We start from the raw sequence: 14,840 nt of genomic DNA, 5'->3' as shown, positions 1-14,840 counted from the left end.
TCTCCTTCAGGGGTTTAGTTTCCTCCGCCCGCATCTGCTCCAGCATGACCCGACCGACGGTTAGGCACCCATACACGGATCAACGGACGTGTGTTTTGAGACAGCGCCTGTAGATAACACAAATGATTGTTAAAAACAAGGGTAAAGTCTGCTTCAGGCAGAACTCCCGGCAGCGGTATCAGCGCCCCCATGCAGCAGTAATTTTTTGGTCAATTGCTTGCCAAGCTCAACGCCTGGCTGATCGAGCGGGTTGACGTTGAAGAGCGCACCGGCAAAGAGTGTTTGCACCTCAAACAAATAAAACAGCGCACCAACCGTGCGCGGGCTGACCTCCGTCAGCCAGATCGTGCAATTTGGCCGATGATTACGCGTCAGCGCCTGCGCGGTTGCCTGGTGTTCACAGCGGAGCAGTTCATCCATCCCGCGACCTGTTAAATAAGCGAGTTCCGGCAACTGCGCGAAGGCGGGGATCGGCACTTTCAGCCCATAATCGCGCGGCGCGATAAAGGTCACCGTCTTGTCGAACGGGCCTTCCATGTAAAGTTGTACCTGCGAATGCTGATCTGTCGCTCCGAGGGCCTTGATCGGTGTCGGCCCGACAAAAACCTCCTCCCCGGTCAACGATTGACGCTTACCGAGACTTTCGGCCCACAGCTGACGGTACCAGTCTGCCACATCGCGCAGTCGATCACTGTACGGCATCATCACCGAAATGCGCAGCCCCTTCTGATAAGCAAGATACTGCAACGCCCCGTTCAGGTAAGCCGGATTCGCCAGCAGATCGGCATCCATCGCCTGCGTCATGAATTCCGCCGCACCGGCCAGTAACGCGGCAATATCGACCCCGGCCAGAGCCAGTGGCAACAGTGCAACCGGGGTAAACACAGTGAAGCGCCCACCGACGCCGGAAGGGATCGCACAGGAGCGCATCCCGCTGTCATTGGCCAGGCGCCGCAACGCTCCCTGCTCCGGGTCAGTAATCAATACAAAATGATCCTGCCACGCGTCCCCCTGATGCTCTTCAACCCAGTGACGCGCAATGGCAAACTGACTCCCGGTTTCAACCGTCGCTCCCGACTTGCTGATTACAAGAAAAAGCGTTTCGTGCGGCTCAAGCAACTCCAACGTGGCCCCGAACCCGGCAGGGTCAACATTATCCTGAACGAAAAGGCGCGGAGCTCCACCCCGCTTTTTTCTGGAAAGTAAATTATGGTGCAAAGCACCAAGCGCCCGAAATGCTGCCGTTGTCCCGAGCGCCGATCCACCGATACCGAGAACGACAACATTTTCAAAGCGCCCCCGGAGTTCATCCGCCAGCTTTTGCACCGTTGTCAGCATGGCTTGGTCGGTGGGCAGATCGTAAAACGGCAACTCACCGGCAGCATGACGCGCCATCAAGTCAGCATGAATACGCGCACAGCGCGGCATCAGTGCCGCAAGTTCCGTCGGCGCGATACCATATTCTTCGCCAACAGCGGTAGCCAGCATATTGTCATAATCAAGCTCAAGCATCGCTTTACTCCAAGGTTCAGGATAATCGAGGTTACTGATAAATGGCGGATGGCGCAATTATGCCCGATAAGCCAACTTTTTCAAGCGGGCGACTTCGTCGCGGGTCAGTTCGCGCCACTGGCCCTCCGCCAAGTCGCCCAGGGTTAAAAACGCATAGTTGGTCCGCTTAAGCCGACTGACCGGAAAGCCGACAGCTTCACACATGCGACGCACCTGACGATTGCGCCCTTCGCGGAGCGTCAAATTGAACCAGCCATGACTGCCGGTGGAGCGTACACCACCGATCCTGGCGGGGGCGGTCATGCCATCTTCGAGCATCACCCCCACTTCAAGCTGCCGGAGCATCGCATAATCGACTTTCCCCCGCACCCGCACCAGATAGGTTTTGTCGATCTGATGCCGCGGGTGCGCCAGCTGCTGGGCAAAATCGCCATCATTGGTCAGCAGCAGCAACCCCTCGGTGGTCAGATCGAGTCGACCGACCGGATAGAGACGTTCCGGCAGGGCAGTGACCAGCTCGCGCACTGTCTGACGTCCCTCGGGATCGCTCATCGTGGTCACATAACCGACCGGTTTGTTGAGCATGAGATAACGGTGCTGTTCGGCGCGCGGCAGGGGCCGACCATCAACGACGATCTCGTCAACAGCCGGATCGGCGGACATCCCGATAGAGGCAACGGCACCGTTAAGCATGACTCGACCGCTTTCAATCCATTTTTCCGCTTCACGACGTGAGGCCAAGCCGGTCTGGGCCAGAAGTTTTTGCAGACGCTGTTGCATAAAAAAATCAATTCCGGGTTCAAATTAAGGGACACGACTACTGCCCTGGATGTGTCAATCAGACAAGTCAGTCACTGATGTGAGCGAAAGCTCCGCAGGGTCCTGCACTGCCAATTCCTGCTGACGCCCCCCGGCAAGCTGGTCGGGGGTGAGTTCACTGAACTCCTTGAGTGAGGGCAGGTCGGACAGATCTTTCAGGCCGAAGAACTCCAGAAAGTCGCGCGAGGTGCCATAAATCAACGGACGCCCCGGCACTTCCTTTTTGCCAAGGATGCGAATCAGGCGCTTTTCCAAAAGTGTTTTGACAACGCGGCCAGAATCGACACCGCGCAGGTAATCAACCTCAGCACGAGTAATCGGCTGACGATAGGCGACAATCGCCAAACTTTCCAGCGCCGCCCGCGACAACCTGAAAGCGCGTCCCGGATCGAGACGCTGGACATATTCGGCGAGTTCGGGGCGGGTACGAAACTGATAGCCTCCGCCAACCTCCAGCAGTTCAAACGCATGTTCACTTTTCTGATAGTCAGCCTGCAACTCACCAAGAATCGTCGTTAGTGCAGCGCGTTCCACCTCCAGCAATGAGATCAGCCGGTCAACCTTGAGCGGAACATCGGCAGCAAAGACAAGCGCTTCGACGATCATTTTCAAATCAGGCGTAGTCAAGTCCGTCCTCCGTCGTGCTACCTCCATCATCCTCGCCACTGATGCCAAAGAGCCAAAGGGTGCCACAGCGGGTATTTTGCATGATACGCAGCAACCGCAGCTTGACCAGTTCCAGGGTCGCCAAAAAGTTGACGACCACATCCTGGCGCCGCGGCTTGCCGGTAAAGAGCTCGGCAAAAGAAACGCTCTCCCGCCCCTCCAGACGTTCCATAATCAGATTGATACTCTCGGCGACGGACAACCGTTCAACATCAATTTCGTGAGCGAGGGGTGCGCCACTGCGGGACAGTAGTTCCTGCATCGCCGCAACCAGTTCGAACAACCCGACCGGCACCAGTTCCTCACTCTCCGTCTCGCTGGCAGCGAACGACGGCAACGACCGGGTAAAGACATCGCGATCAAGCAGCGGACGTTCGTTGAGAGTATTGGCCGCATCCTTATATTTCTGGTATTCAAGCAACCGCCGCACCAGTTCGGCGCGCGGGTCGTCCTCTTCCCCCTCTTCATCTTCAGCGTCATCACTGACCGGGAGCAGCAGCTTCGATTTAATATGCAGCAGGGTCGCCGCCATCAGCAGAAACTCGCCAGCCAGATCAAGATTCAGCTCTTTGAACGATGCAATATATGCCAGATATTGTTTGGTGATCTCAACCATCTGGATATTGCAAATGTCCATCTCATGTTTTCGGATCAGGTGCAGCAGCAAATCGAGCGGACCCTCAAACTGATCAAGCTTAACCTCGTAGCCCGCCATGATCACCCCTGGGCAAAAAGGAACGACATCGCCTGATGCACGACATAGGCTTGCGGGCCAGCGAAAAGGGTTACCAAAAAAGAGATAATCGGCGACAGCACCAGTTCCCACCCCTTGGTGAAAAAAATCAGAAAGAGAATAATGACGAATCCGAACGGCTCGACCCGCGCCAGTGCGGCGGCCTGTTGCGGTGGCAACAGCCCGACCATAACCCGCCCGCCGTCAAGCGGTGGCAACGGGATCAGGTTGAAGACCGCAAGAATCAAATTGATATAAAGACCAAAAGCGGCCATCAATGCCAGCGGTTCAATCGATGCCCCGATGACAGTTTCCATGATCGCCGTGGCAGAGACCAGCAATGCCAGACCGCGCAGCACCAGGGCACATGCCAGTGCCAGCGCCAGATTCGACAACGGTCCAGCGAGCGCGACCCAGACCATGTCATGTTTGGTGCGACGCAGATTAGCAAAATTCACCGGCACCGGGCGTGCCCAGCCGAAGCCGAAAAAAAGCAACGCAGCGGTGCCGATCGGGTCAAGATGTTTGATCGGATTAAGCGTCAGACGTCCCAGTAAGCGCGCCGTCGGATCGCCCAGTTTGTCGGCAACAAAGCCGTGCATCACCTCGTGCACGGTCACCGCCAACAGCGCCGGAACGAGCATAATTGAAATTTTGACAAAAATCTGTTCCATGAATTTTTTGAGTTCCCCGTCAGTTTACTTAAATGCCGCTCAATTTAGCAACAGCGACGACGCATGTCAATCAAGGGATGATGGTCCGAATTTATCGCTGAAAAAAACGCGTTGCTCCGGGCACAGCTGAGAAACTTGAGGTAATAACCAGAATTTTTCGAGATATTCCTGTTCTTTATTCAGTTGGAAACAAATCTTTGACAAAAATTACACCTTAGTATATACAATTAAAAGAAATTAACACAAAATTCTACTGAAATTGTTTCGTTACGACGAAGGTGAGATGCAGGTTTTATGTGCAAGACCGTTTGGCTGGGGGGTGCCCCCGACCCTCGACCCCATTTATGAAGGTTGCGAGATTGCTGGACATGGCGCTCTTCAAGACTCTTCGTCAAAGCATTATCAGCAAATTTACCTTTCGCACCGGCGTCGTGCTGCTCATCACCATCTCAATTTTTGCTTTTTTCAACCTTAAAACACTCAGCAAAATTTTTTTAAACGATGCCAAGGATGATATTGAGACAATCAGTGAAATTATCCTGCACACAACACACTTTCAGATGCTGGAAGACAATCGGCAGCGCGTCTATGAGATAATGACTGAAGTCTGTTCCCATGAAAAAATTGAACGGATCCGCCTTATCGGCAACGACGGACTGATCCATTTTTCCACCACCGAGCAAGAAATTGGAAACCCGATTTATACGACCAACACATACCATGATGATGACATCGACATCTACAGTGACGAATTTCTTTTTCACAACGACAGCAGAAAAATTTTCGAAACCGACAGTGGCGTAAAAATTCTCAGTGTCACAACAAAAATCGAAAACAAACCGACCTGTTACACAGCAAGCTGTCATGTCCATCAAGCAGACACCACGACCCTTGGTTTTCTCGAAATCCAGGGTTCACTGGCCAAAACCGGCGTGCAGGAGAGCGCCTACCGCAACAGTATTGCTACCTTTGGTGTCGCCTTGTTGATGCTGGTGATTGTTTGTCTGAGCTGGATGACACAGAGCATGGTCGTCAGCCCGGTACATAATCTTCTTTTGCATGCGCGCAAAGTTTCCAACATGGAACTCGACAGTCACATCAGCCTGCAGTCGAACGACGAAATTGGCGAGCTTGCTGATGCATTTAACGATATGACAGCTAACTTGAAACAATCCCGCGATGAATACAGCGAACTGACTGAGACACTCGAAGCAAAAGTGCTGGAACGGACCAAGGAAATCGCCAAGGTCAGCGATCAACTGGTGCAATCTGAAAAACTCGCCTCGCTGGGGCAGCTGGTCGCTGGTATCGCCCATGAAATCAATAATCCACTGACCGGCATCCTGATGTTTGCCAACATTTTTTCTGCTGATCCGCGACTCGATGCAATGCAGCGCGATGACGCTCTCACCATAGTGCATGAGACAAAGCGATGTGCCGATATTGTTAAGCGTCTGCTTGACTTTTCGCGAACATCAATCCCTGAAAAACAACCCCGATCCCTGGTGCATATCATGGAACAAACCGTATCACTGGTGAAGCACCATGCTGAAGTTAACAATATATTAATTGAGCGCGACTACAGTGCTGACTTGCCTGAAATTGACGTTGATCCGAATCAAGTGGAACAGGTTTTTATTAACTTGCTGGTCAATTCCTGTCACGCAATGCCGCAGGGCGGATGCCTGAAAATTGCCATTTGCACCGATTTAAAACGTGACCGACTCATTACTACGATCGCTGACACCGGGCATGGGATTCCCGAAGAGAATCTGGGCAGGATTTTTGATCCATTCTTCACGACGAAGAATCAGGAACTGAACGGTGTGGCAGGAACGGGACTCGGCCTTTCCGTCTCTTACGGGATTATCCAGAACCACGGTGGTCAGGTGGCGGTTGAAAGCGTTGTTGATCAGGGGACTGTGTTTACTATTGAGTTGCCAATTCACACCATCGCTCATGCTGATGAACAGTTTTTTCTCGACAACGAGGAGTCATTGGAACAAGTCTTTCCGCACAGCAGTGACATTGGCAACAACCCAGCCACACTTTCGACAGTCTGAATCTTCACAATGCGAGGCAATATGAATGGCGAAATTGATACGATTCTGGTTGCCGATGATGATGCGGTCATTCGCAAAGGATTGATACGCATTCTTTCTGCGCAAGGGTACGAAGTAGAAGCGGTCAGCAACGGTCGTGCCGCTCTCGATCGTTTACAGCAAAAACAGTTCAGGCTCCTGGTCACCGATCTTAAGATGCCCGGAATGAGCGGTCTTGATGTATTGAAGGCGATCCGCAACTGTCAGCCGGAACTCCCGGTAGTGCTGATTACCGGTTACGCCGCGATAGAAAATGCTGTGGAGGCAATTAAAAACGGTGCGACGGATTATCTGGCCAAACCATTTACCAACGAGGAATTAATCGACAAGATCAAGAACGCCATTGAAAGCAGAGCGGTACTGATCGACGATATTTGTCTGCGACGCGAGATGACTGAAACCGGCGGTTTCGATCGCCTGATCGGCAACAGCCGCCAAATGAAACGGCTTTATCAACGTATCCTGCAAGTGGCTCCGACCGACAGCACGGTATTAATCAGCGGAGAAAGTGGTACCGGCAAAGAGCTGGTCGCACGCGCGATTCACACCCACAGCCCCAGACGTTCACATCCGTTTGTTGCGATCGATTGCACTTCTCTGGCAGAAAGCTTGCTCGAAAGTGAATTATTTGGGCATGTGAAAGGTTCCTTTACCGGAGCAACACAAACCAAACGAGGCTTGTTTGAAGTCGCCGAAGGGGGCACACTGCTGCTCGACGAGATCGGCAATATCAGCCTGACGACACAAGCTAAATTACTGCGCGTGCTGCAAGAACGCGTCATTACCCCCCTCGGTGGAACAGAGTTGGTCGCTATTGACATTCGCCTGGTTGCCGCCACCAATGCCAACCTGCGGGCGATGGTCAAGCAGGGCACTTTCCGTGAGGATCTGTTTTTTCGGCTTAATATTATCCCCATTGAACTCCCTGCATTACGTGAACACCGCGCGGATCTGATGTTGTTGGCAAGCCATTTTCTCAGACGTTTTGCTGAAGAAAACGGAAAAGAGATAAGAGGGTTCAGCCCTGATGTCTGCAAACGGCTGGAACAGTACGACTTCCCCGGCAATGTGCGCGAGCTGGAAAACATTATTGAACGGGCCGTGGTCCTGACCCAATCTGACCTTATTCAGTGTCAGGATCTGGAGATCCCGGAGGACAATGATAATCGCGTTGTCGTGGCAACGGACGTTTCCGGAACTGTTCCGCTGGATGCCAATGAACTCAAGGAACGCAAACAATTGCTGCGTGAACAAGCGGTTCTGCCGTTGGAGCGAGCATTCCTCCTCAATGCCATGGATCGCAACGACTGGAATATCACCAAGGCCGCAGAGGAGGTCGGAATGCTGCGGACGAATTTTCAGGCGATGCTCAAAAAACAGGGGATCAGCATCAATGCTCGGGTAGTGAGGTAATATCTCGCTTTTACTTTTTTACCGGGCCAGACAGCAGCCAGCCCCGTAAAACGCCATCAATATTGCGCTGTGTTACATTCTATCCGGTGTCGGTAGCTGTCCGTCCATTCATCGATAGCAGCCGCACAAATCTTTCTCACAGACACCCACCTTCCTGCATATATGTAATATTTATACATACCGTATATTTTTATTATTTTTTATATGCTTAAAAAAACGTATTTATTTTCAGCAAGTTATAAGCATTTCCCGCTCAAACGTGGCAACCGGCCACTTCCAGACGCATATTTTATTTATACACCTGCATCTTTTCTGAATCGCGTTCCATTTTATGACCATTGAATAAATCCTTAAAAAACAGCTAATTGCGCTTTTTATTAAGTTTTTCAAATTTTGGTTCAAATCCTGCACAAGTCCTTACTCAAAGCCGGAGCAAGAATCTCCGGCGACGGAATATGTTCAACAACCCGAGAAGGAGGCCGTTATGAAAACACTGAGAATGATGGCAACGATGATGGCTGGATCAGCTTCAGCCGCTTATGCCGCAGCTGGTACACCAGAAGGAGAAACAGGAATTCTGACTTATTTTTTCATTGGATTCTTTGCATTGATCGTTGTGTCCCAATTAATTCCGGCGATGATTCTTTTTTTCGGTTTGATCAGGGGATTGTTCTCCAAAGAAGCAAAAACAACGGTCAATAAGAGCTAACCGCAACACGTCGGGTGAACCAATACCGTCTGGCCTTGGGTGGGAGAATAACAATGATGCACATGCCAGGATTACTGATCGCAGACGAAGACGTGTTGTCGAGAAAACGTATGGCAGATCTATTCATCAAAGCGGGTTATCAAGTATCTGTGCCCAACTCAGCGGCGGGAGCTCTTTACGGGATCCTTAAAAAAACCGCCCAGGTTGTCCTGCTTAGCCCCCGCTTTGATGAATTATTGGCAACTGAATTAATTCCGATCCTTAAAAAGTGTAACCGCAATCTGACCATCATTCTGGTTGCCAGCGAACTCCCCTTAGCATTAATTCGCAAGGCGCGCAGTGAGGGAATTTTCTACCACGCCCTCAAGCCGATCCGTCCGGGCGATGAGGAAGAGTTACGTCAGGCGGTCAAATGTGCGTTTGAAAAAGTGACTCACGATTCTGCAGACGTGTGACTGCAATAATGACATGAGTCAACAACTTAACGGAGGCGTTATGAAAAAGTTCAGAAGTTTACTGATGGGACTCTCGATGTTGGCACTGATGATAGAACCAGCCTTTGCCGTGGACACAACCAAGACTTACTCCAGCGGAATTTTGGTTGGTTCTTTCCTGGCCTTTTGTGCCTTGATTATTCTGGTGCAGCTGATGCCAACAATCATCTTGCTGGTCGGGTTTATCAAGGGACTGATCAAGGGAGAAGGAAAGCAGGCGGCATATAGTGGCAAAAAAAACTGATCTGATCAGGAACCGCTAATTGTAACGAATTTATGGGAGGAAAAAATGATTGAACAGGTACTTCAATCGATAGGTGAGTGGCAGAGTGTTCACACCTTGGTCGATTACTATCAGTATATCAAGGGCGTTGAATACCTGATCTGTGTGGCATTTTTCATCGCTTTCCCGATGTACTATAAGTATTTGAATTCAAATTCCGCTGACGCCAACAAATAGTGTTGCTGGGCGATCTTTAGTAAAGGGAGTGATAATTATGAACGCTAAGTTATTCGGAGTTACCTTGATCATGGCGGTGTCGATCCTCGCGACAGGTAGCCTGAGTCTGGCAGGCGACATGCCTGAACAAGTGTCGCTCGATACCATGGTCAAGTATTTCTCCGGCGTCAAATTTGATCATGCCATGCATACCGAGTTGGGGGAAGATTGCTCGCACTGCCATCATCATACCACCGGAACAGGAACAACCGACTCACGTTGCGTAAGCTGCCATACTGACAGTGACGGTGTCGCTAACGTTGCATGTCGTGATTGCCATGTCGTCGATCCATTTTCTGCGGAACACCTTAATCAAAAAGCCCTGTCCCGCTACCAGTTTCATATCGACAAACCCGGCCTGAAAGCGGTGTATCACTGGAACTGCGTCGGTTGCCATGAAACGATGAATGGGCCAACGGGATGTCAGACGTGTCATACCAGAACGCCGGACGGCGACGCCTTGTTTCACGCGGATGCGTCCCCCGTTGACACGAATTGGGTCAAACAGTTGTTTGATTTGAAATGACATTCACCGAAGCATGTTTTTGAGGATAAGGAGAGTCGTTATGAGTGGAATCAGTCGACGAAGATTTCTTGCCGCGAGTGTGGCAGGATGTGCCGCCACAACTTTGGCCGGCACAAAAAAAGCCCTGGCAAGCGGATCATTTTCCGGCTACCCGGAGGGCATGGGGGTATTGGTCGATTTGACGCGCTGCGTCGGCTGCCGCAGCTGCGAAGCAGCCTGCAACAAGGAGCAACAGCTGCCAGCACCGGAGTTACCTTTTGATGACAAATCAGTGTTTGACCAAACTTTCCATGACGGCAAACAGTTGCGGCGTCCCGATGAAAATGCCTATACGGTTGTAAATCGCTACCAACCTGCCAGCAGCGATCAGCCCGTTTACCGCAAAGTGCAGTGCAATCATTGCAGCGAGCCTGCCTGCCTCACCTCCTGTTTTGTCAATGCCTATACCAAAACGAAGGAAGGGGCTGTCATCTATAATTCCAAAGTTTGTGTTGGCTGCCGTAACTGTATGATTGCCTGCCCGTTTCACATCCCTGGCTACAGTTACTCCAGCGCCTTTGATCCAGTCGTTAAAAAGTGTATTTTCTGCCACGAAACACGGCTGAAGAATGGCCTGCCACCGGCCTGTGTCGAGATTTGCCCGCAGGAAGCACTAACCTTCGGCAAGCGCAAGGAACTACTCAAAATCGGAAATAACCGCATTCAGACACACCCAGGCCGCTACGTGAATCGAATCTATGGAGAAAACGAGTTGGGTGGAACCAGTTGGATGTATCTGTCCCCGGTACCCTTTAGCGAAGTGGGTTTCGACCCGAATCCGGGGAACGATCCAATTATCAATCAGGTGAAGGATTTCCTCGGCACCGTGCCGATGGTTCTCGCCATCTGGCCCGCAATGTTTGCCGGTTTCCACCTCCTTGCAAAAAAACATGACGGCCATGAGGGGCATGACCAAACCGCCGACACAACACCAGGCGACGAGGGAGATGAACAATGAAAAGTCTGATTCAATGCGGGGTGAAACTCGTTGATTCACCGATCAACAAAGAGTCTCGCCATAGCTGGAGCCTAAAACAAAAACTCTTTTTCGGGCTGACCCCAGGACAGTATTTCGGGCAGGCGTTACGCAATCCGTTCAATTGGATTCTGGGGATCATCTTCGCGATCGGACTGCCATTGATCGCCTATCGTTATCTGTTCGGACTCGGCGTCGTCACTCATGCATCAAACGACTATCCCTGGGGTTTGTTTCTGGGCTTTGGTCTGTTTGCAATGGTGCCACTTTCTGCGTCAGGATTCATGCTCGGAACAACCGTTGAAATCTTCGGTCGCCACGATTTCGAGCCGATTGAACGCCTGGCCCTGCTTAACGGTCTGCTGGGGTACTTTTTTGCTGTCGTCTACTTGCTGGTTGATCTTGGTCAGCCGTGGCGATTACCCTACCCGATGGTGGTTTCTTTCGGGCCGGCCGCAGTGCTCTTTCTGGTCGCCTGGCACGTCGCCACCTATCTGTCGGTACAGGTCGCTGAAGTATCTGTCGCCTTCTTCGAATGGATCGGGTGGCTGGGGGGTAAACGCTTTGTGCGCCGGATTGCCATCGGACTGACCATCGCCGGTATCATTCTCTCAACCCTTCACCAGGGGGCGTTGGGGGCGCTGTTCACTTACGCACCGGGAAAGGTTCACCCACTCTGGTATTCAGCGTCGTTTCAATGGATTCATTTCTTCTGTTCGTCGATTCCGGCGGGGCTCTGCATGGTGATCGCGGTCAGCACCATCGTCAGAAAAACCATGAGCTGGCGCTGTGACAGAAACTTTCTCGACAATCTCGACCGCTGTACTCTGGGTCTGGCCAAAGGGGCCAGTCTGGCGTTGATCACCTACCTGGCCATCAAATTGATCGGCATTGCCCACGATAATGAGTGGGGGTATCTGGCCACCGGCTGGGGCGCCTGGTTTATGGCTGAAATCGGCTTCGGCGTGGTCCTGCCGATTGTGCTCTTCGCCTACGCGATTCGTCATCGCATGGTTGGTCTGGCCCGGCTGGGAGCATTTATCACCGTCTTTGGCATTGTCCTGAATCGTTTAAATACCGCACTCATCACTTTCAACTGGCAACTCTATCAGGAGATCCCTCACGTATTTGAAGTGCTCATCACCGTGACGGTCTTTGCAATCTACGTTGTGGTCTATCGCTTTATCCTCTATCGGCTGCCAATTCTTTATGCGTGGAAAGAGCAACCGCAAGAAGCCCTTGCCGCAGAAGCAGTCAAGACAAATACGATCACCACAGCTCCCTTACCGGCGGGTGCCCTGTATCGCCGGATCGATTAAAAAGCATGACTGCGGGACCGCCCGTTGCGGTCCCGCAGTCATATGAATAGCGCAAGGAGTCACATCATGCTCAGCAGCATAAACAGTCGTGCTATCATCCCGGTCGCCTGCGCTGTTACCGGATTTGTCATTGCCTGCTGTGTGCTTTTATACAGCTTTGTCAAGGAAGACCTGACCGAGGGTGAAATTCAGCATGCGGCTGATCTTGCCGATACGGTGATCAAATCAACCCGCTACGCCATGCTTAAAGATGACCGGGATACTTTGAGCAACATCATCAGCAGCATCGGCGGACAAAAACAGGTGGAACATTTACGTATTTTCAATAAAAAGGGGTTGATCATGTTTACCCGCGAAAGTGGGGAACGGTACAAGTTTATCAACAAATCAGCAGCAGGATGCAAGGAGTGTCACGTCGGAGAAGAACCGAAACACAGTCTTGGCACCATGTCACAAGCACGCCAATTTACCAATGACGCCGGCAACAGCGTATTGGCAATCACCGCACCGATCTACAATGAACCGGAATGTTCCAACGCGTCCTGCCACGAACATAATGCCGACCAGAAACTGCTTGGAACAATCGATATTGGCCTCTCTCAGTCCCCTCTCAAACAGACGCTCGGACAGCTGAAAAACCGCATGATTATATTCAGCGGGATGGTTCTGATTCTGACTGTCGGGGCTGTTTTTGCCATCCTGTACAACCAGGTTTTTTTGCCAATCAAAAAACTGACCAACTTTACTGAAACCCCCCAGAACGGCATGCTTGAGGATGATTTTCCGGAAGTAAGCGGTGATATCGCCCGGCTGGCCCATGCCTTTCAAAAAATGTCTCACAAGGTAAAAGATCTCGAACACCGTTTGTTACACAAGGAACAGGGTGTTAATTCGCCAGATTCTCTGTCCTAAAACTGATCGTTATGTTACAGTTGGTTCAGTTTTGAACACTCTGTGGTGGGCAGAAGGAGCTAATGATGAGCCAGGCGGAATCCCCCCGCGAGGTGCGTCCCTTTCCCGATCGGGAAAAGTTGCGAGAACGCATCGAAAAACGCATCAAGACCCTTGAACGAATCGCCGGAAGTGGTCTTTGGGCAATGGTTCTGTTTCTGCTGGTGAGCTTGTCCGCTTTTTATGAATTTTCAATCTTCCCTGCCCTCGGTACTGAGGTGCGACAACTCCTCGGCACCCCCCCGCCAGCAACCATGATCAGCTTGGCCCTGGTTATATATGCCTTTTCGAGCATTGTCCGAACCTTGGCAAGAATGAGCCATAACATTACGCCTTTCCTTGGATGGATGCATACCGCTTTTTTTTGCGCTTTCTATATCTTTTACCATCTGTCCGGTGCCCTTCTGGATAATTTCTGGGCCGTTTTTTTTTCCGGGACCAGCGTTATGGGGCTGGAAAATTATCATATCTGGGCATACAGCAGTAGCGCGATCCGCAAAGAACGCGCCCTGCTGGAGAGCATGCAGGTTGCCCAAAAAGAGTAGTACCCTGTAACCCATAGGATTTCGAAAGATGGCGCAGGGATTTGGCGGGTCAGCAAGGCGTGATTTCAGCTGCCTAGCCAGAGTTAAACAGCTAAAATCGCAACGCAGCTGACACGCCAAAGAACCAGCCAGATACGAAAGATTATGGGTTACTGGGTACTAGTCCCGCGCTGCGTTACTTGACCAACGTTCCTCCCCGTGCTAATTTTATCCACAGGCAACCTCCCGCAATTACAAGAGAATTATTTATGCGCATCATTTCCGGTAGCGCCCGGGGAAAACATCTGGCAACGTTTACCGGTAAGGAGATTCGCCCCACCGGCGACCGCGCCCGTGAAGCCCTTTTCAGTATTCTGCTCAGCCGCTGCCGTTCCCTGAACGGTATACGCGTTCTTGATCTTTTTGCCGGGAGCGGGGCGTTGGCTCTCGAAGCCGTCAGTCGCGGTGCCGCCAGTGCCACCTGCGTCGACAATAATCCGCAGGCGATCGAACTGATTACCCGTAACATGGCTGGCTGTGCCTTGTCCGACAAGGTGACCCTGGTGCGCAGCAATGTATTGCATTTACCGCCACAGGTTTTGAACAAAGCGCCCTTTGACCTGATCTTTCTCGATCCGCCCTACGGCAAGGGGCTGGCGGAGGCCACCCTGGCCATGCTTGCTGCAATGCAGCTGCTGGGCAGAAACGGTATCATCTGCGTTGAAACCGGGACAAAAGAAAAGCTGGATGTCGTTAACCGCGCCTTTACCTTGTGCGACGACCGCCGTTATGGAGCTATCCGGTTTCGTTTGTTTGTCGATTCCAATTGAATACTATTGTCTTAAAAGTCAGAATATCAGGGTGTTCTTGCATTATGAGAGATG

Annotated in this window: 15 protein-coding genes and 1 pseudogene; 11 read left to right on the top strand and 5 right to left on the bottom strand. The window is 51.5% G+C overall.

What is annotated here, in order from left to right:
- Window positions 1-153 precede the first annotated feature (153 nt).
- The 5 genes from K0A93_01020 to K0A93_01000 are packed head-to-tail and all read right to left on the bottom strand — an operon-like array spanning window position 154 to window position 4,404.
- On the bottom strand, window positions 154-1,512 hold the full coding sequence (locus K0A93_01020) for a glucose-6-phosphate isomerase (protein MBW6510682.1): 1,359 nt from the start codon (window positions 1,510-1,512) through the stop codon (window positions 154-156).
- Between the two features lie 57 nt (window positions 1,513-1,569).
- Window positions 1,570-2,292, bottom strand: a complete 723-nt coding sequence (locus K0A93_01015) for an rRNA pseudouridine synthase (GenBank protein MBW6510681.1) — start codon at window positions 2,290-2,292, stop codon at window positions 1,570-1,572.
- A 54-nt stretch (window positions 2,293-2,346) separates the two neighbouring features.
- The gene (scpB, locus tag K0A93_01010; protein ID MBW6510680.1) at window positions 2,347-2,958 is read right to left on the bottom strand and encodes an SMC-Scp complex subunit ScpB; all 612 of its coding nucleotides are present in this window, start codon (window positions 2,956-2,958) and stop codon (window positions 2,347-2,349) included.
- A complete protein-coding gene (locus K0A93_01005) occupies window positions 2,945-3,712 on the bottom strand; it encodes a segregation/condensation protein A (GenBank protein MBW6510679.1) in 768 nt (255 codons plus the stop codon). Before K0A93_01005 ends, scpB begins: the two co-directional genes overlap by 14 nt.
- 2 nt (window positions 3,713-3,714) lie before the next feature.
- Window positions 3,715-4,404 (bottom strand): site-2 protease family protein, encoded by a 690-nt coding sequence (locus tag K0A93_01000; GenBank protein ID MBW6510678.1) that lies wholly within the window; start codon window positions 4,402-4,404, stop codon window positions 3,715-3,717.
- 344 nt (window positions 4,405-4,748) lie between these two features.
- On the opposite strand from K0A93_01000, the gene K0A93_00995 reads away from it, so the two are divergent.
- From K0A93_00995 to rsmD, 11 genes and pseudogenes are all read left to right on the top strand, one after another.
- Window positions 4,749-6,467, top strand: a complete 1,719-nt coding sequence (locus K0A93_00995) for a HAMP domain-containing protein (GenBank protein MBW6510677.1) — start codon at window positions 4,749-4,751, stop codon at window positions 6,465-6,467.
- Between the two features lie 21 nt (window positions 6,468-6,488).
- The gene (locus K0A93_00990; GenBank protein MBW6510676.1) at window positions 6,489-7,919 is read left to right on the top strand and encodes a sigma-54 dependent transcriptional regulator; all 1,431 of its coding nucleotides are present in this window, start codon (window positions 6,489-6,491) and stop codon (window positions 7,917-7,919) included.
- A 484-nt stretch (window positions 7,920-8,403) separates the two neighbouring features.
- Window positions 8,404-8,628 (top strand): hypothetical protein, encoded by a 225-nt coding sequence (locus K0A93_00985; GenBank protein MBW6510675.1) that lies wholly within the window; start codon window positions 8,404-8,406, stop codon window positions 8,626-8,628.
- Between the two features lie 62 nt (window positions 8,629-8,690).
- Window positions 8,691-9,083 carry a response regulator gene (locus K0A93_00980; protein MBW6510674.1) on the top strand — a complete coding sequence of 131 codons (393 nt, stop codon included), beginning with the start codon at window positions 8,691-8,693 and terminating at the stop codon, window positions 9,081-9,083.
- 40 nt (window positions 9,084-9,123) lie between these two features.
- Window positions 9,124-9,366, top strand: a complete 243-nt coding sequence (locus K0A93_00975; protein MBW6510673.1) for a hypothetical protein — start codon at window positions 9,124-9,126, stop codon at window positions 9,364-9,366.
- A 253-nt stretch (window positions 9,367-9,619) separates the two neighbouring features.
- Window positions 9,620-10,147 carry a cytochrome c family protein gene (locus K0A93_00970; protein MBW6510672.1) on the top strand — a complete coding sequence of 176 codons (528 nt, stop codon included), beginning with the start codon at window positions 9,620-9,622 and terminating at the stop codon, window positions 10,145-10,147.
- Between the two features lie 40 nt (window positions 10,148-10,187).
- The gene (locus K0A93_00965; protein ID MBW6510671.1) at window positions 10,188-11,144 is read left to right on the top strand and encodes a 4Fe-4S dicluster domain-containing protein; all 957 of its coding nucleotides are present in this window, start codon (window positions 10,188-10,190) and stop codon (window positions 11,142-11,144) included.
- A pseudogene (locus K0A93_00960) lies at window positions 11,141-12,397 on the top strand (polysulfide reductase). Before K0A93_00965 ends, K0A93_00960 begins: the two are co-directional and overlap by 4 nt.
- A gap of 150 nt (window positions 12,398-12,547) precedes the next feature.
- The gene (locus tag K0A93_00955; GenBank protein ID MBW6510670.1) at window positions 12,548-13,393 is read left to right on the top strand and encodes a HAMP domain-containing protein; all 846 of its coding nucleotides are present in this window, start codon (window positions 12,548-12,550) and stop codon (window positions 13,391-13,393) included.
- Window positions 13,394-13,458: 65 nt separating this feature from the next.
- The gene (locus K0A93_00950) at window positions 13,459-13,977 is read left to right on the top strand and encodes a menaquinol oxidoreductase (GenBank protein ID MBW6510669.1); all 519 of its coding nucleotides are present in this window, start codon (window positions 13,459-13,461) and stop codon (window positions 13,975-13,977) included.
- Window positions 13,978-14,225: 248 nt separating this feature from the next.
- Window positions 14,226-14,786, top strand: a complete 561-nt coding sequence (gene rsmD, locus K0A93_00945) for a 16S rRNA (guanine(966)-N(2))-methyltransferase RsmD (protein ID MBW6510668.1) — start codon at window positions 14,226-14,228, stop codon at window positions 14,784-14,786.
- Window positions 14,787-14,840 lie beyond the last annotated feature (54 nt).

It is taken from the genome of Desulfuromonadaceae bacterium (genome assembly GCA_019429445.1).
In the GTDB taxonomy this organism is placed as follows: domain Bacteria; phylum Desulfobacterota; class Desulfuromonadia; order Desulfuromonadales; family JAHYIW01; genus JAHYIW01.
Note: the sequence above shows the minus strand (reverse complement) of the source record. Positions and strands in the feature narration are given on the sequence as shown.